This window comes from Streptomyces sp. NPDC001914, assembly GCF_042891215.1.
Taxonomy (GTDB): Bacteria; Actinomycetota; Actinomycetes; order Streptomycetales; family Streptomycetaceae; genus Streptomyces.
This window is the reverse complement of the sequence record NZ_JBIASW010000001.1, coordinates 240,206-261,297: the sequence shown is the minus strand read 5'-3', so window position 1 is coordinate 261,297 and position 21,092 is coordinate 240,206. Positions and strand designations below refer to the sequence as shown.

The following is a 21,092-nucleotide window of genomic DNA, read 5'->3' as shown; positions in this document are numbered from 1 at the left end:
GGGATCAGTGGGTTTCCAGGAACGTGGCCATGAGCGCCGCCCGCTCCAGCAGGGAGGACAGTGAGGCGTGTTCGTCCTCGCCGTGCGCGCCGGCGCCCGCGGGGCCCAGGCCGTCGACCGTGGGGATGCCGAGCGCGCCGGTCAGGTTGGTGTCCCCCGCGCCGCCGGAGGAGCCGAGCGGCAGGTCCAGGCCCAAGGCGGTGGCGAGGGTGGTCAGTTCGGCCGCCAGGGGGTTGGCCGGGTCCATCGCCCAGGCAGGGCGGTGCGACAGCGTTCGGGTGGACAGGACGGCCCGTCGCCGGACCGGGGTCGCGTCCGACAGGGCGGACAGCAGGGCCCGTTCGGTCTCGGCGGTGGCGTAGCGCAGGCCGATCTCCGCCTCGGCGTGGTCGGCGACCACGTTGGCGCGGGTGCCGCCGCTGATCGTGCCGACGTTCAGCGCGGCGTCGGGGAAGGCGGCGGCCGTCGCCCGCAACTCCGCCAGCTGGTCGACGAGTTCGTCGATCGCGGAGACACCGAGCGCGGCGTCGAGGCCCGCGTGGGCGCTGACTCCGCGCACACTCAGCAGCACCCGGGCCACCCCACGCCGGCCGATCTTCAACGCACCGCCGGGCAGGGGCGGTTCGAGGCCGAGCACCGCGTGGGCGCCCTCGGCGTGCCGGGCCACGAGGCGGCTGCCGTCGGGGCTGCCGATCTCCTCGTCGTTGACCACCACGAGGCGCACCGGTCGCCTGGGCGCGGCGCCCGTGCGGGACAGCAGGTCCATGGCCAGTTCGACGGCGACCAGGGAGCCCTTCATGTCGAAGACCCCGGGGCCGGTGACCGTGTCGCCGTCCTCGGCGAGCGTGAAGGGGCGCCGGGCGGTCGTGCCGGCCGGGAAGACGGTGTCGCTGTGGGCCACGAGCAGCGTATGACCACGGCGGGAGCCGTCGTTCGCCGTCCCGCGCCCGTCCCAGTACGCCACCAGGTGGTCGCCGCCCGGTCCCGGCGGCCGTTCGACACGGTCGGCGGTGGCGGCGAGGCCCGCGGCCAGTTCCCCGCCGAACACGGCCGCACGGTCCGCGTCACCGGACGGGGTCTCCAACGAGACCAGCCTTTCCCAGCGTTCGAGCACCGTGTCGCCGAACGTGCGGGCCAGGGCGAGGAGTCCGGCGGGCTCAGCCATAGCAGTTCTCCACGGCCGAGGTGACCACCCGGGTCAGCGCGCGGAAGCAGCGGATCGCCTCGTACATCGTCGGCAGCGTGAACCGGACGGTCAGCGGGTCGATCTGGACGACGCCGGGGATGTAACTGGCCGCGGGTGCCAGGTGGGCGGCGTCGAAGGACACCTCGTAGGTGTAGCCCCCGGCGGGCGGGGCGAGCGGGCCGGTGGGAGCGGGCAGGGCGGTGAGGCCTTCGCGGGCGGCCTCGGTGATCCGGGCGGCGCTCAGCTCCGGCGGCAGGCAGATCGCGGAGTAGCGGTCCACGCAGGTCTTGACCACGGCGTGCGCGGCGTGCGGCGCCCAGTCGCGGGCGTCCTCGCAGCACAGGTCGTCGCCGGTGACCAGGACCACCGGGACGCCGTACTCGTCGGCGAGCAGCGCGTTCATCCGGCCCTCGGAGGCCGGCTCGCCGTTGATCCGCACCGCGGTGATGGTGTTGGGCAGATAGGTGTGGGCGAGCACGCCCGGCTGGCCCGCACCGGTGTGGTAGCCGACGAAGGCGACCGCGTCGGGGGAGCGGTCGACGCCCTCCATCATGCCGAGCGGCTTGTGCGTGCCGATCAGCAGCGTGGCCCGTTTGTCGAGCTGGTCCAGGAGCAGGTTGCGCTGGTCGGCGTGGGCTTCGTTGACGAGGATCTCGGTGGCGCCGGCCGCGGCGAATCCGGCGATCGCCGCGTTGACGTCGGCGGTGAGGAATCGCCGGTTGTACTCCCAGCGGGCGTGGCCGGGTTCGCAGTCGTCGGGGAAGGTGACGCCGGTGACGCCTTCCATGTCGGCGGAGATCAGGACCTTCATGCTGCCTTCTCCTCAGGGGTGGTGAGACGGGCGCGGGATCGGATGGTCCAGGTGCGCATGGTGTGCCGGCCCAGCCGGTCGAGGTCCACGTCGAGGCCGATGCCGGGCCGGGAGCGGGGCACGGCGACCATGCCGTCCACGGCGCGGATCGGCGGCGTGACGATGTCCCGCCGGTAGTACTTGTCGGAGCCGGAGACGTCCGAGGGCAGGGTGAAGCCGGGCAGCCCGGCCAGCGCCAGGTTGGCGGCCCGGCCGATACCGAACTCGTGCATGCCACCGCACCACACCGGCACCCCGGCGTCCAGGCACAGGTCGTGCACCGTCTTCGACGGGCCGAGCCCGCCGAGCCGGGACACCTTGATGTTGACGACGTCGGCCGCGCCCAGGTGCAGCGCGGTGCGCAGCACGTCCGGGGTGGTGACCGACTCGTCCAGGCACACCGGGGTGTCCAGGCGGGCGGCGAGCCGGGCGTGGGAGAGCAGGTCGGAGGCGGCGTACGGCTGCTCGATCATCAGCAGGCCGCGTCCGTCCAACTGCGCGAGTACGTCCTCCTGTTCGGGCCGGTAGCCGGTGTTGGCGTCCACCTGGAGGGCGATGCCGGGGAAGGCGTCCTGGACGGCGCGGACCGGTTCGAGGTCCCAGCCGGGGCGGATCTTGAGCTTGACGCGGCGGTAGCCGTCGGCGACGTGCCGGGAGACCTGCGCGAGCAGCGCGTCGATCGTCGGCTCGATGCCGAGGCTGACCCCGGCGGGCACCGCGTCGGCACCGGCGCCGAGCAGGTCGGCCAGGGGCTCGCCGCGCCGCTGCCCGTACAGGTCCCAGCAGGCCATGTCGAGTCCGGCGCGGGCGAAGTGGTTGCCGCTCACCTTGGCGGTGAGCCGGGCCGCGTCCTCGGGGTGGTCCCAGGGCCGGCCGAGCAGCATGGGGGCGAGGTACTCGCCCAGCACCTGCCAGCAGCTCCAGGTGGACTCGCCGCAGTAGAACGGGTCGGTCGGCGAGGCGCACTCGCCCCAGCCGACGCTGCCGTCCTCGGCGGTCGCGCGGACGACGATGTGCTCCAGGTACGACTTGCGGTGCGAACTGGTCTCGAAGGAGTGGACGAGATCGAGCCGGACCAGCGCCAGCTCGATCTCGGCAAGGGTGATGGTCATGCGTGGGGTGTCCTACCGTGCGGGGCCCGGTCAGGGGCGGGGGCCGTGCCGGGTGCGGCGGCACGGGGAACGAAGCGGTACGCGGCCAGCCCGCCCGGCAGCCGTACGCAGGAGACGGCCGTGCGCTCGGCGAGCAGGCGGGTGAAGGTGGGGGTGAGGCGGCCGCGCAGCCGGGCGGCGTGCTCGGGGCCGGCCTCGGCGCGCAGCCGGTGCCAGTCGTCGGGCAGGACCACGATCCGGTCGTCGCCGTCGTCGTACACCTGGCCGACGCTCCAGCCTCCCGGCGGCGGGCCGGGGGCGGGCGCGGCGGGCCGCGCGGGGGCGTCCAGGTGCCAGGAGACGATGAAACGGTCGGTGGATTCGCCGGTGGCGGCGCCGAAGCCCGAGGCGCCGTACATCGCGGGCTTGAACGCGTCCACGACCGTGCCGAGCACGTCCAGGTTGAAGTGGGCGTTGCGGGTCTGCATCGGGTCGTACGCCCAGCGGATCAGTGTCGTCCCCTCGGCGAGGCAGCGGTCGCGCTGGCCGAGCTTGAGCAGCCGTCCGATGCCGAGGCCCTGGCGTTCGTGCGCCACCACGGCCAGCTGCGAGTACTGGTACAGGCGCGGGCCCTGTCCGTCGACGCCGCGTTCGCGGGCGAGGAAGCTGTAGGTGAATCCCACCAGCGCCTCGCCGAGATAGGCGCCGACGACCAGGCCGCTGTTGTCCTGAAGCGCGGTCAGCAGACGCGGGTTGAGGCTGCCGTCGCCGGGGCGCAGGCCCATGACCCGGTCGTACAGCGCGACGCAGTCGGCCATCTCCAGCGGCCCGTCCACGTCGCGTACGACCAGCGGCGGAGCCTGCCGGGCACCGGCCGCGCACCTCGGGGCCGCCGTCGCGTTCACGAGCCGCTCGCGAGATGACACGCGGCCAGGCCGCCCGCCGGAGCCTGCGTCGGCAGGACCGGCAGGGTCCGCCGGTCGCAGCCCGCCTCCGCGCGGCCCGCCGCGTCCAGGCCGGCCCACACCGGGCAGCGCGGATGGAACCGGCAGCCCGCGGGCACGTCCGTCGGGTCCGGCGGCTCGCCCTGGAGGAGCTGGGGACGCCGCTCACCGCGCCCGCCCTCCGCGGACACCACCGACAGCAATGCCTTGGTGTACGGGTGCTTCGGCGCGAGCAGCACCTCCTCCACGGTGCCCACCTCGACGATTCTCCCCAGGTACATCACCGCCACCCGGTCGGCGATGTTCCAGGCCAGGCCCAGGTCGTGACTGACCACCAGGGAGGACAGGCCGAGGTCGCGGCGCAGGTCGAGGACGAGCTTGAGGATCTCGCCGCGCACCGAGGCGTCCAGCGAGGCCACCGGTTCGTCGGCCACGATCACCGAGGGCTCCAGTGCCAGCGCGCCCGCGATCACCACGCGCTGCTGCTGCCCGCCGGACATCTCGTGCGGGAAGCGCGCCAGGAACTGCTCCGGGGGGCGCAGTCCGGCCTTGGACAGGGCGGAGTGCACACGCTGTTCGAGGCCGTCCTTCATCCGGTGCAGCCGGGGACCCTCGGCGACCGCGTCGAACACGTTCTGCCGCGGGTTCAGGGCGCCGCCGGGGTCCTGGAGGACGAACTGGACCCTGTGGCGGTGCGCCTTGAGCGCGGTGCTGGTGTAGCGCAGCGGCACGCCGTCGCACAGCACCTCGCCCGATGTGGGTTTGACCAGCCCGGTCAGGGCGCGCGCCAGGGTGGACTTGCCGCAGCCGGACTCGCCGATCAGGGCGAGGATCTCGCCGCGCCCCAGCTGGAGGTCGACGCCGTCCACCGCGCGGGCGGGGCCGCGGCCCGCCCGGGGCGGATAGGTGATGTGCAGGTCGCGGACCTCCAGCGCGGGCGCGGTGGCCGCGTCGGGTCCGGTGACCGTGCCCGGGGTGGTGACGGTCATGAGCGGGCTCCTTCCGCGGACGGTTCGGGAACGGGCGGGGCCGTGGAGAGGTCCGGGAACGCGGGCAGCACCCGCAGGCACGCGGACTGCCGTCCGGGACCGGCCGGCCACAGTTCGACGGGGGTGCTGTCGCACACCTCGTGCACCTCGGGGCAGCGGGCCGCGAAAGGGCAGCCCGTGCCGAGGGCGGCCGGGTCGGGCGGGTCGCCCGGCAGACCGGCCGGCGCCCTGCGGGAGGCGGGGTCGCCGATGGTGGGAAAGGCGCGGGACAACGCCCGGGTGTAGGGGTGGCGCGGGTCGTCCAGGAGCTGCCGGGAGGGGCCGGACTCCACCAGCTCCCCGGCGTACATCACCGCCAGCCGGTCGCACATCTGGCCGAGGACGGACAGGTCGTGGCTGATCATGATGACGCCGATGCCCTCGTCGCGGACGAGGTCCGACAGCAGGTCCAGGATCTGGGCCTGCACCATGACGTCCAGCGCCGTGGTGGGCTCGTCCGCGATGACCAGGTTCGGGCGGCAGGCCAGCGCCATCGCGATCATGACGCGCTGGCGCTGCCCGCCGGAGAACTCGTGCGGATAGCTGCGCATCCGCCGCGCCGGTACGCCCACCGACTCCAGCAGCTCGCCCGCGCGGGCGCGGGCCTGCTTCTCGGTGATCCGGCCGCCCTCCTCGCCGGCCCTGCGGCCGTGCAGCAGGATCGGCTCGACGAGCTGGTCGCCGATGGTGTGCACCGGGTTGAGCGCGGTCATCGCGCCCTGGAAGACCACGGAGGCCTCCGCCCAGCGCACGGCGCGCATCCGGCTCCAGTTCGCGGTGAGCAGGTCCTCGCCCTGATACAGCACCTGGCCGGTGACCTTCGCGGCGGCCGGCAGCAGCCGAAGCAGGCTCATCGCCAGGGTGGACTTGCCCGAGCCGGACTCGCCGGCCAGGCCGAGCGTCTGCCCGGCGTCCAGGGTGAGGTCCACCCCGCGTACGGCGGGCACCGTGCGCCCGCCACTGCGATACGTGACCTTGAGGTCCTTGACCTCCAGCATCGCGTTCAACGTGTCTTCACCGACCTCGGGTTGAGAAGGGTCTCCACGGCGCGGCCGGTCAGGGTGAAGCCGAGGACGACGATCAGGATGGCGATGCCCGGCGGGTACAGGTACCACCAGGCGCCGGCGGTGACGGCGCCGCCGGACAGCGCGGAGTTGAGCATCGCGCCCCAGGAGATGCCGGTCGGGTCGCCCAGACCGAGGAAGGTCAGGGTCGCCTCGGACAGGATCGCCGAGGCCACGGTCAGCGTGGAGGAGACCAGGATCAGCGGGGTGACGTTCGACAGGACGTGCCGCAGCATCACCTGCGGTCCGCCCGCGCCCAGCGCCCTGGCCCGCTCGATGAACGGCTTGGCCTCCACCGCGAGGGTCTGCGCCCGCACCAGCCGGGCCGTGGACGACCAGCTCGTGACCGCGATGGCGATGGTGATGGAGGCGGTGCCCTGTCCGATCACCGCCGACAGCGAGATGGCCAGCGGCAGGCTGGGCAGCGCGATGAACCAGTCGGTGAGGTGCATCAGCGCCTTGCCGATCCAGCCGCCGTAGTGCCCGGCGACCAGGCCGACGGCGCTGCCGAGCACCACCGTCAGCACGGTCGCCATCACACCGATGGACAGCGAGGAGCGGGCTCCCCAGATGACCAGCAGCAGGATGGAGCGCCCCTCCTGGTCGGTGCCGAGCGGATAGCCGTCGGTGGGGGAGTGCAGGGAGGGGCCGTCCACCTTGATGACGTCGAGGTCGTCACCGGAGATGAACAGCGGCGCGCACAGGGCGAGCAGGCCGAACACGATCAGGATGCCGAGGCCCGCCACGCCGGATCGGATGCGCACGAAGGACCGTACGAAGGAGCCGAATCCCTGGGGGCGCGGCGTGGCGGCGAGGGCCGCGGCCGGCGGCGCGGGGTCGGCGTCCGGCGCCGAGGGCGAGAGGGTGCCGGCGGAGGGTTCGTGGTGGGTCACTGGGCACGCACCCGGGGGTCGAGGAAGCGGTAGATCACGTCGGCGAGGAGGTTCATGAGGATCACCGACGCGCTGAAGACGATGAACGTGCCCTGCAGCAGCGGCAGATCGGGCACCTTCAGGGCCTGGTAACTGAGCTGGCCCAGGCCCGGCCAGGAGTAGACGGTCTCCACGGTGATGGCGCCGCCGAGCACCGTGCCCAGGTGCATGAAGATCATCGTGACCGAGGGCAGCAGCGCGTTGGGCACCGCGTGCCGGCGCCGTACGTCGTCGTCGCGCAGCCCCTTGGCCCGCGCGGTGAGCAGGTACGGGCTGCCCAGCTCGTCGATGATCGACGAGCGCATGACGGCCACGTACTGGGCGAAGATCACCAGGACCATGGTCAGACAGGGCAGGACCAGATGCTCGGCCACGTCGAGGACGTGGTCCAGGCCGCCGGTGATCGCCGGGTCGCTCATCCCGCCCGCGGGCAGGAAGCCGGGGATCGGGCCGATGCCGACGCTGAAGGTGATCAGCAGGATCATGCCCAGCCAGAAGGTCGGCACCGACCACAGCGTCAGGGAGGCGCCGGTGGCGATGCGGTCCAGCCAGCTCCCGTGCCGCCAGCCCGACCTGACGCCGAGCCAGAGGCCGAGGACGACCGAGATGAGGGTGGCGGTGCCCATCAGCAGCAGGGTCGGCCACAGCCGGTCGCCGATGAGGGAGCTGACCGGCTGCTGGAACTCCCAGGAGTCTCCGAGCCGGCCGCTCAGGGTGTCGGTGACGAAGTGGAGGAAGCGTTCGGGCACCGACTGGTCCAGGCCGAGCTGATGGCGCAGCTGCGCCATCTGCGCGTCGCTGGTGGGCCGGCCGCGGGTGATGGACTGCACCGGGTCGGCCGGGATCAGGCTGAACAGGACGAACCCGATGACGAGGGTGGCCAGGAAGCTGACGGCCGCGGCCACCAGCTTCGTGGCCAGGTAGCGGGCGAATCCGGAGCCGGGCCGGCGCCCGCCGCGCGGGGCGGCGGGCTCGGCCGTGACGGCGCTCGCGGCGTCGATGGTGTCGGCCACGGTCTACTCGCGGTCGTCGGAGGAGGAGGAGCGGCGGCGTGCCAGGAACACTCCGCCGCCGGCCAGGACGACCACCGCGGCCGCCGAAGCGCCGATCAGCGTGCCGGAGTTGCCGTCCGAGGAGGAGGACGAGGCCTTGGCGGGGGTCGCGTTCAGGTACTGCTCGAAGGAGACCTGCGCGGGGTAGGCGCCGGCGGAGTTCGCCTTGCCGTCCACGATGCCGCTCACGCGGTCGGTGTGGTACGCGGCGAGACCACTGGCGTTGTAGATCATGATGTTCTCGTTGGCCTTGTAGAGGATGGCCTGCATCTGCCGCAGCAGATCCGCCCGCTCCGTGTCGTCGAAGGCGCTCTGCTGACGCAGGAACAGGTCGTCGTAGTCCTTGTCGCAGAAGAACGAGTCCGTGCTGCCGCCCTCGCCCTTGGCGTCGGGCAGCGCCGAGCAGGTCTGGATGCCCAGCAGGTACGTCGGGTCGGGACCGGTCGACCAGGAGTCCATCAGGATGTCCCAGTCGCCCTTGGCCAGGTCGGCGTTGAGCTTGGAGGAACTCATCGACTGGATGTCGACCTTGACGCCGATCTCCTTGAACCAGCCCGCGAGGTACGTGGACACCTTGGCGTCGCCGTCGTCGTCGGAGTGGATGCCCAGACGGAACTCCAGCTTGCGCTTCGACTTCGGGTCGACCCGGATGCCGTCCGAGCCCTTCTTGTAACCCGCCTCGTCCAGAACGGAGTTGGCCTTGGCCGGGTCGTAGCCGAACTTCTCGGAGTCGGAGGGCTGCCACGCGTACTGCGGCAGCGACTGCGGCAGATAGCTGCCGCCGACCTCCGCCAGGCCGTTGCGGACCTTCTTCACGATGGTCGCCCGGTCGATGGCGCGTGCCAGCGCCTCACGCACCTTGACGTCGCCGAGCGCCGGGTGACCGGTGCCGATCTTCTTGCCGTCGCGGGTACGGGCGCCGCCGTTGACCTCGATGCCGCTCCAGCGGTTGCCGACCTGCTCGTAGGCCTTGATGCCGGACTGGCCCTTGAGGGCCTGGTACTGGGTGGGGTTGAGGCCGCTGACGTAGTCCAGCTGCCCCGAGCGCAGGGCCGCCACCGCGGCGTCCGTGTTCTTGAACGACTGCTCGATCATGTGGTCGTACTTGGGCGCGCCGAGCAGGAAGTCCTTGTTGGCGTCGAACTTGGCGTACTGCTCGGGCTTGTAGTCCGTGAGCGTCCACGGGCCGTAACCGACGATCGGGAAGCTGTCGTTCTTGTAGTTCTTCAGGTCCTTCACGTGCGATTCCCAGATGTGCTTCGGCACGATCGGGATGCCCGACACCGGGATGCTGACCGACAGCATGGTGGCCTGCGGCTTCTTGGTCTTGACGATCAGGGTGGTGGCGTCCGGCGCGGTGACCGAGGCGAAGTTGCTCACCAGCGAGCCGTTGGCGGTGGCCGCCGTGGAGTTGCTCATGATCAGGTTGAACGTCCAGGCGGCGTCCTCGGCCGTGATCGGCTTGCCGTCGCTCCACTTCAGACCCTTGTGGATCTGAAGGTCCAGGTGAGCTTGTCGTCGGACGTCGTCCAGGAGTCCGCGAGGTACGGCTTGACGGTGCCGTCCTGCTCCACCTTGTCCAGCGCCGGGTAGATGCCGGCGAACACGTCCAGGCTTCCCGCGAAGTAGGCCAGGAACGGGTTCAGGGAGTCGATGCCGATGCCGGTGATGGGCATCCGCAGCGTGCTGCCGCCGCCGTCGGCCGAGGCGGCCGGCGCGAAGGCGAGGCCCGCGCCGGTGGCGAGCAGCAGTGACGTGGCCAGCGCGGCGGCCTTGCGGCCGATTCTGTGCGCGGGGGCGGGCGTGGTCATCGTGGACTTCTCCTGGAGGTGCCGGCGGCGCGGGGCCGCGAGGGGACGGGAGGTGGGACGAGGCCGCTGCGCCGCGGACCCGGGTCGGGCCGTACGGCGCTCACAGTGAATGCATGCTGCACTTATTGGTCCATGCATTGGTGTGTGCATTGGTTCATGCATTGGTGCATGCATATGTGCATGCGGTGGAGCTGTGGAGCTGTGGAGCTGTGGGGCTTTGGGGTGGGACGGTGGGGCTGTGGTGGCCGGGGGTGAGGCTGCCGGTCCGTGGTGCCGTGGCGGGCCTCCGCGGGAGTCAGCTGCGGTAGGGGACGGCCGTCACTCCGCCTTCCGGGAGCCGGAGCCGGTGCGCAGGAAGTCCTCAAGCACCCGGGCGCCGAACTCCAGACTGCTGACCAGGACCTGCTCGTCGACGCCGTGCACATAGCGCCACGCGTCGAAGCCGGGCGGGGTCAGACCGGGGCCGAACCCGTAGCACTGGATGCCCAGTCGGGCGAACGCCTTGGCGTCGGTGCCGCCCGACATGATGAACGGCAGCACCAGCGCCCCGGGATCGGCGCGACGCAGCGCCGCCGCCATCTCCGCGAACTCGGCCGACGTGTGGTCCGCGGAGACCGGCGCGGCGAAACTGTGGAAGGACCGGGAGACCTTCTCGCCGAGCAGGGCGTCCACGGTCGCGAAGAAGTCCTCCTCCGCACCCGGCAGGATCCGGCCGTCCACACCGGCCGTCGCCTCACTCGGAATGACGTTGTGCTTGTAACCCGCCTTCATCATGGTCGGGTTGAGCGTGTTGGCGACGGTGGCCTCGACCAGCTTGGCCGCCTCGCCCAGCTGCGCGAGGGACGCGGGGTCCGCCGGGTCGACCGTGACGCCCAGACGGGCGGAGAGCCCCTCCAGCAGCGCCGCCACCGGAGGCACGATCCGCACCGGCCAGCGGTGCGCGGCCAGCGCGGCGAGGGTGGCCGCCAGGGTGGCGACAGCGTTGTCCGTGTTCGGCCGGGAGCCGTGGCCCGCCGCGCCGCGTGCCGTCAGGTCCATCCAGGCGCTGCCGCGCTCGCCCACGGCGATCGGGTAGAGGCGGGAGGCGTCCGGCAGATGGACCGAGTAGCCGCCGGACTCGCCGATCGCGGTGGTGACGCCCTCGAAGAGGTCCGCGTGCCGGTCGACGAGGAAGCCCGCCCCCAGCTCGCCGGTGTCCTCCTCGTCCGCGACGAACGCCATCACGATGTCGCGCGCCGGCCTCACCCCGCGGCGCGCCCAGGACCGGGCGGCCGCGAGCATCATCGCGTCCATGTCCTTCATGTCCAGCGCCCCGCGACCGAGGATCACGCCGTCGCGTATCTCCCCGCAGAACGGGTCGAAGCTCCAGTCGGCGGGCTCGGCCGGAACCACGTCGAGGTGGCCGTGGACCAGTAGGGCCGGGGCCTCGCGGTCCTCGCCGGCGATGCGGACCACGGTGCTGGCCCGGCCCGGCGCCGATTCCAGCACGACGGGGTCGTAGCCGGACTCGGCGAGCAGCCCGGCTGTCCACTCGGCCGCCTCCCGCTCACCGCGGGAGTCGCCGCCGCCGTAGTTGCTGGTGTCGAAACGGATCAACCGGGCGCACAGCTCCGTGACTTCGGAGATCAGCGCGGAGTCCTCGGCGGGGGAGAGAGCGCCGCCGTCCTGGTAGAGGGAAGGGTCGTTCATGAAGGGATCCACTTGCTTTCCCGGCGGCAGGGCGCGAGGACGGGGCCTCTGCCGTCGATGGCTCAGCGAGACGGACTCGCGGAAACGGGGAACAGGCGGGACGGGGGAGCGAGGGGGTGCCTCACCGCGCGGGCGGGGGCTCGTCCTCGGGTGCGGCGGGTAAACCGGGCTGGTCCGTGGCGAAGGTGCCGGGAATCCTGTTGCCGGCAAGCCCGGCTGCGGGCCCCTGAAGATCCGGCGCGCCCTCCGCATCGCCCGCGTCCGTGACGGACGGCGTCCGGCCCAGGCCGTAGCTGCCCAGGGAACGGAAGAGCTCCGCCCGGCGCCGGCTGCGCCGGGCCGCCCCCTTGGCGCCCGCCGCGGCCAGCGCCGCCAGCACATGGGCCGCCGCCGCCACCGCCGTCGGCGAGTGGTGCGGCGACTCGCTGCGGGTGTCCACCGCCAGGACGTGCGAGGCGAAGGAACACACCGGACTGGTGTAACTGTCGGTCAACGCGATCACCGAGGCGCCCAGCGTGTGGAACTCCCGGGCCACGTCCACCGTCAGCCCGCTGTAGTTGCGGAAGCTGAACACGACCAGGACGTCGTCCGGGTGCGCGTCGCTGATCGCGTTGACCGCCGCGCCCGTCGCCGGCGGCACCAGGAACACGTCCCGCATGCTGCTGGTGAGGTCGCTGGTGAGCAGCGACGCGTACCCGGCGGACTTCAGGTCGCCCAGCACCCACCGCCGCCGCGCCCGCAACAGGGCCGCGGCCGCCAGCTCCAGGGCGCCGTTGGCCTGCAGATCGGCCAGCGTGCGACGGAGGTTGCCCTCCTCCGCGGTGATCATCCGGCGCAGCGCCGACCGCTCGCGCGGTTCGGACTCCGGATCGCGGCTGGTGAACCGGAGATCCGGCTCGGCCAGACGCAGGCCGCTCTCCCGGGCCGCCAGCAGGCGCAGGTCGTCGGTGGAGGCGACCCCGGCCGCCGCCAGCAGACCGTCGAGGTCCGCCGCGCTCGCGTCGGCCGCCCGGAGCAGCTGACCGGGGCGCCGCTCCAGCGAGGCCGGGTAGTCCTCGGCCAGCACCGCGAACAGGCGCTGCGCGGCGGGGCCGCACAGCTCGGCCGCGGCACGCAGCAGTTCGAGGGTCGGCGTAGGCGCCAGAGGACCGGTCACTGCTCACCCCTCCCACTCAGGGCAGCCCACACCCGGGAATCCGGATGCTGAACTGCATCTCTGCTGACAGTTAAACGGTGGTGTCAGATTGCTTGATCTAAGCGATGCGTGAGTCTTACTGTCGCCGCATGACCTCGTCAAGAGCCCTCGGCGCGGAAAACTCTTCGGCCGATCCCCCCGTCTCGCGGCAGAACTCGCGCCGCGCCACGGACAGTTCCGTACAACCCGGCGACGAATCGGGCAACAGGGCCGGAAAGGCCGCCCTCACGGACACGGACCGGAGTGCGCCGCCCGAAAGCGCGGACAAGCACGGGGGCGCGCCGCGCGAAAATGCCGACAAGGATCGGGGCGCGCCGCCCGGAGGCGCCGACGCGGACCAGGGTGCGCCGCCCGACCGGGCGGACACCGGAGACGTGCTCGCCGCCTCCGTCGCCCGTGTCCGCCGGGCCGCCGGGCTCACGTTGAGCGCGGTGGCGACCCGGGCCGGCGTCTCACCGGCCTACGTCTCGCAGATGGAGTCCGGCGCCGCCAACCCCACGGTCCGCACCCTCGCCCAGATCGCAGACGCCCTCGGCGCCACCCCCGCCGAACTTCTCGGCGGCACGGCGCCGGTCACCGCCCCGGCCGCGGCCGCCCCGGCCTTCCCGCCCCGCTTCGCCCCGGCGCCGCTGCTCGCCCAGGCCGACGGGCATCGCGGCATCTGGGACCTCACGGCCCCCGGCGCCGGCCGGCTCGGAGCCAGGCTGCTGCACGCCGACCTCGGCGACCACGACCACCCGACAGCCCACCCGGGCGAGGAGTTCGCGCTCGTCCTCGCCGGCTCCTGCCGTGTGTCGGTGGGCGGCGTCGTACGACTGCTGCGCCATGCCGACAGCTGCCACTTCGCCGCCACCGACGAACACCACTTCACAGACGCCAGCGACGACCTGCTGATGCTGGTCGTCCTCACCGAGGAGTAGCCCCGTGTCCACCGCTCCCTCCCCGCCCGCACTCCACGCGGGGACCCCGCTGCCCGACGGACTGGCCGCGGCCGCCTCACCGGAGACGGCCCCCGAGGTGTGGCCGCTCACCGCCCGCACCGTCGAGGGCCGGCTGCACGTGGGCGGCGTCGCCCTGGACGACCTGGCCGACGCCTGCGGCACCGCGTTGTACGTGGTGGACGAGGCCGACTTCCGCCACCGGGCCCGGCTGTGGCGCGCGTCCGGGGCGGACCGCGTGCACTACGCCTCCAAGGCGTTCCTGTGCGCGGAGATGGTCCGCTGGGTCGACTCCGAGGGACTGCACCTGGACGTGTGCAGCGGCGGCGAACTCCAGCTCGCCGCCGACACCGGCTTCGACCCCGCCCGGATCGTCTTCCACGGCAACAACAAGACCGTCGCCGAACTGGAGGCCGCCGTCGCCCACGGCGTCGGCGTCGTGGTCGTCGACTGCCTGGAGGAGATCGACCGGCTCGCGGCCGCCGCCGCGACGGCCGGCCGCGTCCAGGACGTCTACGTCCGGATCGCCCCCGGCGTCGCCGCCGAGACCCACGACTACATGGCCACCGGCGGCGACGACGTCAAGTTCGGCTTCCCGGTGCGCGACGGCCACGCCGAGCGGGCCGTGCTCGCCGTCGCGGCACGCCCCTCGCTGCGGCTCGCGGGGGTGCACTCCCACATCGGCTCACAGATCACCGCGACCGAGGGGCTGACCCTCGCCGCCGAGCGGGTCGGTGCCTTCGTCGCCCTGCTCGCCGAGCGGCACGGGATCACGGTGGACGAGATCGACCTCGGCGGCGGCGCCGGCATCCCGTACCTGCCGGGCCAACCCCGCCTGGACCCGGCCGCGTTCACCGCCGCCCTGCGCACCGGCCTGGAACGGGTGCTGCCCGGCGCACCGGTACGGCTCGCCGTCGAGCCCGGCCGGTCGATGATCGGCACCGCGGGAGTGACGCTCTACCGCGTCGGCGCCGTCAAGGACGGGCTGCGCCGCCGGTTCGTCTCCGTCGACGGCGGCATGAGCGACGCCCTGCGCCCCTCCCTCTACCTCGCCCGCTACACCGCCTGGACCGCCAACCGCCCGGCCGCGGGCGAACCGGTGCACGCCGTGGTCGTCGGCCGCCACTGCGAGAGCGGGGACGTGGTCGTGCCCGACATCGCCCTGCCGCGGGACATCGCCGCGGGCGACCTCCTCGCGGTCCCCGCCACCGGCGCCTACCACCACGCCATGGCCAGCAACTACAACGCCCAGCCCCGGCCCGCCGTCGTCGCCGTGCGCGAGGGCCGCGCCCGCCTCATGGTGCGCCGGGAGACCCCGCAGGACCTGCGCCGCCGCGACGCCCACGGAGAGCCGGTGCGGCTGACCGCCGGCTGACCCCGGCGGCGTCCTCGCGCGCCCGGTCCCGACCGGCGTCGAGCCGGATCCGGGTCATCTGCCGCTCGCGCAGCGTGCGTACGGGCTTCCTGTGGGCGCCCGGCGACCGGCACACCGTCGCCGGCCGGGGCCGCCCCCGCATCCGAATCCCGCGACCACGCCCCGGACCCGGGGCACCGCACCAGGGACCCTGGGGCGCCGGATCCGGGCCTGCGGATCCTGGGTCGCCGGGCCCCGGGGCCCCGGACCTCGGGCCCGGGATCTCGCACCTCGGACCTCGGGTGCCTCAGATCCAGGGTTCTCGGCACCCAGGGGCTTTGGGGCCTTGGACTCGCAGGTCCTTGGACCCTCGCGTTTCGGCTCCTCGCGCCCCGGCCCGAGATCCGGTGCCCCGGATCCCGGGTTCCCGGACCCTCGTGCCCCGAGTTCCCGCCCCTCGGCCCCGGACCCCGCCCCCTGACCGCCCCCTCGGATCGCCCCGCCCCCCAACCCTCCCTCCCCTCACCGGAGTCGTCCCATGTCCACCGCGTCCCACCTGCCCTACGGCACCTGGCCGTCCCCGATCACCGCCGAAGCGGTCGCCGCCGCCTCCGGATCCACCTCCTGGCCCTCCGGTGCCGGTGAGGAGAACTGGTGGTGCGCCTCCGACCCGGCCACCGCGACCGTACGGCTGCTGCGCAACGCCCCCGGTCACGAGGAGCCCGTCCCGGTGCTCGCCCCCGGCGTCTCCGTACGCAACCGCTCCCTCGGCTACGGCGGCAAGCCCTACTGGGTGCGCGCCGCGGACCCGGCCGCGGGCAGCCACCTCCTGGTGTTCACCGACCACAGCGACCAGCGGCTGTACCGCGCCGAGGTGCCCCGTCTCGGGGCGGCGGGCGACGACACGGTCCCGGTGCCCGTGCCGCTCACCCCGGCCGACCCGCCCGGCCGGGAGACCTGCTGGGCCGACCCGGTGACCGGCCCGGACGGGACCGAGGTGTGGTGCGTGCGGGAGACCACCCGCGCCGCCACCGGACCGCACGACGCCGACCCGGCCGGCCGCACCGTGCGCGAGATCGTCGCCGTACCGCTGTCCGGTGCCGCCGCCGACGACCCCGGCGCGCTGCGCGTCGTGGCCCGCTCGCACCACTTCCTCTGCGGGCACCGGCTCTCCCCGGACGGCGCGCGGCTCGCCTGGATCGGCTGGGACCACCCCCATATGCCGTGGGACAGCTCGGAGTTGATGGTCGCCGAGCTGCGCGACGGTGTGGCAGGCGAGCCCGTCCGGCTGCTCGGCGGCAGCCACGACGGCACCGAGGTCTCCGTCTCCCAGGCCGCATGGGCGGGCCCCGACACCCTCTACGCCATGGCGGACCCGGACGGCTGGTGGAACCTGCACCGCGTCGACCTGTCCACCGGCGGGCCGGCGGCCGCCGCGATCACCAACGTCCTTCCCCTCCCGGAGGATTGCGCCGGTGCCGTCTGGCGCGTCGGCGCGAGCTGGTTCGCCGTGACGCCGTACGGCGTGGTGCTGCCGCACGGCAACGGCGCCCAGAGGCTGTCCCGTTGGTCGCCCGAGAGCGGGGAACTGACCGAACTCGCCGACGGCTGGAGCAGTTTCCAGGGCGACCTCTGGTCGGACGGCGAACGGATCCTGGTCCGCGCCGCCGACCCGGCCCTCGGCTCCGCCTTGTTGTCGGTGCCCCTGGCTCCCGGTTCCGGCCCGGCCCGACGGACCAGGCCCAAGTCCGAGGACCCGCTGGCCCCTTGGCAGCCCCTGCCCGAACGCCGCACCGTCCTCGACGCGCAGGGCCGGCCCGTCCACTACGTGCTGCACCGGCCCACCCACCCCACCGCCACCGCACCCGAGGGCGAACTGCCGCCCCTGCTGGTGCAGGTCCACGGCGGCCCGACGAGTTCCACCGGGGTCACCGCCGACCTGGAGTACTCCTTCTTCACCAGCCGCGGCTTCACCGTCGCGGACGTCGACTACGGCGGCTCCACCGGCTACGGCAGGGCCTACCGCGACCGGCTGCGCGGCCAGTGGGGAATTGTGGACGTCGACGACTGCGTCACCGTCGCCCGCGCCCTGGCCGCCGAGGGGCTGGCGGACCCTTCCCGTACAGCCGTGCGTGGCGGCTCGGCCGGCGGCTGGACCACCCTGGCCTGTCTGGTCCATACCGACGTCTTCTGCGCGGGAACGGTCCTCTACCCGATCAGCGACCCGGCACGATGGCGGGCCGAACAGACCCACGACTTCGAGTCCCGCTACGTGGACACCCTCGTCGGCGTCCTCCCGCAGGACCAGGCCCGTTTCGACAAGATCTCGCCCGCCGCGAACGCCGACCGCATCACCGCACCGCTGGTGATGCTCCAGGGCGCGGACGATTTCATCTGCCGCCCCGACCAGGCCACGTGCGTCGTGGAGAACCTGGAGAAGCGCGGTGTGTGGCACCGCTTCCTGCTCTTCGAGGGCGAGGGCCACGGCTTCCGCCGCGCCGACAGCGTCCGCCGCTCCCTACGGGCCGAAGTAGCCCTCTACCGCGAGACCCTCGGCTCCCACATCGCCCCCGACGTCCCCTTGGACGCCAACGCCTTGTGATCCTGAAGGGCAGGGTCGCACGGCTCCCGTGTGACCCTGCCCGCGGCGATACTGCGAACTCCTGGCCCGGCCGAAGGCGTTCGGGTCCTGTTTCGCGAGGGGCAGGCGTGAGCCCGTTGCGGCGGGGCGATGTGCCGACCTGGAAGTGCGTCAGTGTTCGCCGGCGCGGTTGCCGGGTTCGTCAGGCTCTTCCGCCGTGTCGGGAAGGGCCTGTTCGGTCCAGATGGCCTTGCCCTCCGGGGTGTAGCGGCTGCCCCAGCGCTCGCAGAGGGCGTTGACGAGCTGGAGTCCCCGGCCCCCTTCGTCGGTGTCCGTGGCCCGGCGGATGCGGGGCATCGTCAGACTTGCGTCGGACACCTCGCAGACCAGTGTCCCGCTGCACAGCAGGCGAAGGCCGATGGGGCCGCTGGCGTGCCGGATGACGTTCCCGACGAGCTCGCTGGCCAGCAGTTCCGTCGTCATGACCAGGTCGTCCAGGTCCCACAGGGCCAGCTGCTCCCGTACATGGCGACGGGCCTCACCCGCGGCCTCCGGGCCCTCCGGCAGCGCCCAGGAGGCCACCTGCCGGTCGGCCACGTGGTGCAGGCGCGCGATCAGCAGGGCGGCGTCGTCGGCGGAGGGCCCGCCCGGGAGCAGTTCCTCGGCCACGGCGTCGCACAGGTCCTCCAGATCGGGAGCACCGGCCTCACCGGCGAACAGACCGGCGAGCTGGGCCATTCCCTGGTCGATCTCCCGCCGCGGCGACTCCACGAGCCCGTCGGTGTAGAGGACCAGCAGGCTCTCGGGCGGCAGCTCCAGCTCCGTCGTCTCGAACGGAGGGAACGCGGTGCCCAGGGGAGGGTTGACGGCGATCTCGGGGAAGAAGGTGCTGCCGTCGGGCCGGACGACGAGCGGCGGCGGATGGCCCGCCCGCACCACGGTGCACGAACCGTCCGTGGAGTCGTACAGCGCGAACAGACAGGTCGCGTACGCGTGGTCGCCGAGGCCGCCCACGATGTCGTTGAGGTGGCCCATGATCTCGTCGGGCGGCAGTTCCAGGGCGGCCAGCGTGTGTAGTGCGGTGCGCAGCCGCCCCATGGTCGCCGCCTCGGACAGACCGTGACCCATCACGTCCCCGACGACCAGGGCCACCTGGCCCGCCGACAGCGGGATCAGGTCGTACCAGTCCCCGCCCACGTCCAGGCTCTGTCCGGCCGGCAGATAGCGCGCGGCGGCGGTCGCCTCGGGCACGGTGGGCAGGCCCGGGGGCAGCAGGGCCTGCTGGAGTTCCTCGGAACGGGTGAGCTCGGCCTCGTAGAGCCGTGCCCGCTCCAGCGCGTGCGCCACGAGAGCGCTGATGGTGATGAGGAGCGTGCGCTCCTCGGACGTGAGGTGCCGTTCGGTGTCGAAGGCGATGACGCACACGCCGAAGGTGTGGCCGGACGCCGTCAGAGGGAGGAAGGCCCACGCCTCCTTGCCGGTCGGGGGCAGCCGGTCGGCGTCGGGGAAGGCCGTGACCCATTCCTCGCGCGAGGAGTAGAAGCGGGGTTCGCCGGTCAGGATCGCCTCCCCGGCGGGACCGGCGTCCTCCAGATCCCTGCCGTCCTCGCCGTGCATCTGCCGCAGGAAGGCGTCCGTGTAACCGACGGACCCGATCTGGACCAGTTTCCGGCCCTCCAGGACGAGGACGAGCATGCCCTGGGCGCCGAACGGCGGCAGGACACGCTGGGCGACGGCGCTCACCACGTCCGCGGACGTGGTCGCCGCCGCGAGCTGCGAGGTCAGCTCCGCCGTCCGGCTCGCGCGCTCGGCGGCGGCACGGACGGCCGCCGCCTGTTCGGCCTCACGGCGACGGCGGTCGGTGACATCCGTGAAGTACACCGTCAGACCGCCGGGGACGGGGACGGTCCGCAGGTCGTAACGGCGCCCGGTGTCGGCCAGCGTGATGTCGAAGGCACCGGCCCTGGCCTGCGCGGCACCGCGCCGGCACCGCTCCTCCAGATCCGGCAGATCGCGCAGGGCGGGCAGGTCCCACAGGTCGCGTCCGAGCAACTGCTCGCCGGCCGGACCGAGAATGCGCTCCGCCTCCAGATTGGCGAAGGTGATCCGCCAGTCGTCGTCCACGGACAGGAACGCGTCGCTCATGTGCCGCAGGGCGCGGCTGAGCGCGTCGCGGGTGGAGCGCGCCGCGTCGCTCGCCCAGCCCTTGCCGACGATGCGCGCGACCCGGCCGTCGTCGTCGAGCACGACATGACCGGACGCGCGTGTCCAGGTGTAGCCCCCGTCCCCGCGCCGGACCCGGTACTCGGCCTCGAACGGCGCCTGCGTGCGGATGGTGCGTTCGGCGGCGGCCAGGGTGCTCGCGAGGTCGTCGGGGTGGACCACCTTCATCCAGGTCTCGACGCCGGGCACGAACTGTCCCGGCTCGGTCTGGTAGACCTTCATGGCGATCCGGTCCCACTTCAGCTCGCCGGTCCGGACGTCCCACTCCCACGAGCCGACCGGAGTGGCGTCCAGGTCGGTGCTCATCCGCTCCGGCGCCGGCATCTTCTGCAGCCGGTTCATGGTCCAGTCGGCCACCGCGCCTAGGAACGTCCACTGCTCGGGCGTGGGCTCCTCGTTGTCGCCGGTGAGACAGGTGATCGCGCCGACGGCACGCCCCTCGTCGACCAGGGGTACGGAGAACCAGCCGGACCGTGACAGCAGGGGCGCGGTGGGTTCGTCCAGGTCCGCGGGGAGCGCGGCCACCCACGCGTGCTCACCGGAGCGTACGGCCCGGGCGGTCGCGGTGGGTCCGTCCTGGTCGACGATCTCCCAGGCGCGGGTGACCGACGACGGCAGTCCGGTGGAGGAAACCAGACGCAGGGCCGACATCGGGCCCCGCAGGTAGACGGCCCCGCCGACGCAGCCCAGCTCCGCGATGGAGTGCTGAAGGGCGAGCCGGAAGACCTCGCTTTCCGTGATGCCGTCGTCAGCGGTCTCGAGTAGGTCCAGCCGCCTGATCACAGACCCAATATAGGGGCGAAAGCTATAAAAGACATTAAAGGGATGATGTGCCGACGGAGGGCCGGGAGCCGGAGCCCGGAGTGCCGGGAGCCGGCGACCGGAGTGCCTGGAGCAAGGGAGGCCGACGGCCGAGGACCGGGTGTCTCCCGGTTGCGGGGCGCGGTGCCCGACACCACGCTGGCCAGGACGCCCGCGTGATCGACGGCCCGGGGTCGCCCGCTTCCCGAGGTCGCGCGGCGGTCCGCGGCCGGTCGCGCGGAGCGCGCGCGACGACGGGAGGACGGTGGCACACAGGTGAACGCCGGATCACGTCGTCCCCACGGGCGGCCGGGTGAGCCCGGCACGGGTGGCGGCGGACGGCGGACGCGCCA

Annotated in this window: 16 protein-coding genes; 3 read left to right on the top strand and 13 right to left on the bottom strand. The window is 73.0% G+C overall.

All coding sequences use genetic code 11. The annotated features are described in order from the left end of the window. Positions 1 to 4: 4 nt before the first annotated feature. The 12 genes from ACFYYF_RS01245 to ACFYYF_RS01190 all read right to left on the bottom strand — a co-directional run bounded on the left by ACFYYF_RS01245 (position 5) and on the right by ACFYYF_RS01190 (position 12,803). A complete protein-coding gene (locus tag ACFYYF_RS01245; protein WP_388770043.1) occupies positions 5 to 1,165 on the bottom strand; it encodes a M20/M25/M40 family metallo-hydrolase in 1,161 nt (386 codons plus the stop codon). Beyond that, complete coding sequence (locus ACFYYF_RS01240; protein WP_361684976.1) at positions 1,158 to 1,997, bottom strand: M55 family metallopeptidase; 840 nt, start codon at positions 1,995 to 1,997, stop codon at positions 1,158 to 1,160. Before ACFYYF_RS01240 ends, ACFYYF_RS01245 begins: the two co-directional genes overlap by 8 nt. Beyond that, entirely contained in the window at positions 1,994 to 3,148 is a 1,155-nt protein-coding gene (menC, locus tag ACFYYF_RS01235; protein ID WP_388770040.1) for an o-succinylbenzoate synthase, read from the bottom strand. The genes ACFYYF_RS01240 and menC overlap by 4 nt, the downstream gene beginning before the upstream one ends. Then, positions 3,145 to 4,053 (bottom strand): hypothetical protein, encoded by a 909-nt coding sequence (locus ACFYYF_RS01230; RefSeq protein ID WP_388770037.1) that lies wholly within the window; start codon positions 4,051 to 4,053, stop codon positions 3,145 to 3,147. Before ACFYYF_RS01230 ends, menC begins: the two co-directional genes overlap by 4 nt. Beyond that, entirely contained in the window at positions 4,029 to 5,060 is a 1,032-nt protein-coding gene (locus ACFYYF_RS01225; protein ID WP_388770035.1) for an ABC transporter ATP-binding protein, read from the bottom strand. Before ACFYYF_RS01225 ends, ACFYYF_RS01230 begins: the two co-directional genes overlap by 25 nt. Next, on the bottom strand, positions 5,057 to 6,097 hold the full coding sequence (locus ACFYYF_RS01220; protein ID WP_388770033.1) for an ABC transporter ATP-binding protein: 1,041 nt from the start codon (positions 6,095 to 6,097) through the stop codon (positions 5,057 to 5,059). The genes ACFYYF_RS01225 and ACFYYF_RS01220 overlap by 4 nt, the downstream gene beginning before the upstream one ends. Positions 6,098 to 6,102: 5 nt before the next feature. Next, on the bottom strand, positions 6,103 to 7,056 hold the full coding sequence (locus ACFYYF_RS01215; RefSeq protein ID WP_388770030.1) for an ABC transporter permease: 954 nt from the start codon (positions 7,054 to 7,056) through the stop codon (positions 6,103 to 6,105). Further along, on the bottom strand, positions 7,053 to 8,108 hold the full coding sequence (locus ACFYYF_RS01210; RefSeq protein WP_388770028.1) for an ABC transporter permease: 1,056 nt from the start codon (positions 8,106 to 8,108) through the stop codon (positions 7,053 to 7,055). Before ACFYYF_RS01210 ends, ACFYYF_RS01215 begins: the two co-directional genes overlap by 4 nt. A 3-nt stretch (positions 8,109 to 8,111) precedes the next feature. Then, positions 8,112 to 9,605 carry an ABC transporter substrate-binding protein gene (locus tag ACFYYF_RS01205; protein WP_388771504.1) on the bottom strand — a complete coding sequence of 498 codons (1,494 nt, stop codon included), beginning with the start codon at positions 9,603 to 9,605 and terminating at the stop codon, positions 8,112 to 8,114. A gap of 20 nt (positions 9,606 to 9,625) precedes the next feature. Then, positions 9,626 to 9,958, bottom strand: coding sequence for a hypothetical protein (locus ACFYYF_RS01200; protein WP_388770025.1), 333 nt, complete (start codon positions 9,956 to 9,958; stop codon positions 9,626 to 9,628). A gap of 318 nt (positions 9,959 to 10,276) precedes the next feature. Continuing rightward, on the bottom strand, positions 10,277 to 11,647 hold the full coding sequence (locus ACFYYF_RS01195) for a M20/M25/M40 family metallo-hydrolase (protein WP_388770024.1): 1,371 nt from the start codon (positions 11,645 to 11,647) through the stop codon (positions 10,277 to 10,279). 121 nt (positions 11,648 to 11,768) lie between these two features. Beyond that, on the bottom strand, positions 11,769 to 12,803 hold the full coding sequence (locus ACFYYF_RS01190; protein ID WP_388770021.1) for a MurR/RpiR family transcriptional regulator: 1,035 nt from the start codon (positions 12,801 to 12,803) through the stop codon (positions 11,769 to 11,771). Between the two features lie 128 nt (positions 12,804 to 12,931). On the opposite strand from ACFYYF_RS01190, the gene ACFYYF_RS01185 reads away from it, so the two are divergent. The 3 genes from ACFYYF_RS01185 to ACFYYF_RS01175 all read left to right on the top strand — a co-directional run bounded on the left by ACFYYF_RS01185 (position 12,932) and on the right by ACFYYF_RS01175 (position 17,736). Then, the gene (locus ACFYYF_RS01185; RefSeq protein ID WP_388770019.1) at positions 12,932 to 13,762 is read left to right on the top strand and encodes a helix-turn-helix domain-containing protein; all 831 of its coding nucleotides are present in this window, start codon (positions 12,932 to 12,934) and stop codon (positions 13,760 to 13,762) included. Between the two features lie 4 nt (positions 13,763 to 13,766). Then, positions 13,767 to 15,155, top strand: coding sequence for a diaminopimelate decarboxylase (gene lysA / locus ACFYYF_RS01180; protein ID WP_388770018.1), 1,389 nt, complete (start codon positions 13,767 to 13,769; stop codon positions 15,153 to 15,155). Positions 15,156 to 15,672: 517 nt separating this feature from the next. After that, positions 15,673 to 17,736: a prolyl oligopeptidase family serine peptidase gene (locus tag ACFYYF_RS01175; RefSeq protein WP_388770015.1), complete on the top strand. Its 2,064-nt coding sequence runs from the start codon at positions 15,673 to 15,675 to the stop codon at positions 17,734 to 17,736. Positions 17,737 to 17,886: 150 nt separating this feature from the next. On the opposite strand, the gene ACFYYF_RS01170 is transcribed toward ACFYYF_RS01175, so the two are convergent. Beyond that, positions 17,887 to 20,721 (bottom strand): SpoIIE family protein phosphatase, encoded by a 2,835-nt coding sequence (locus tag ACFYYF_RS01170; protein WP_388770012.1) that lies wholly within the window; start codon positions 20,719 to 20,721, stop codon positions 17,887 to 17,889. Between the last annotated feature and the right edge of the window lie 371 nt (positions 20,722 to 21,092).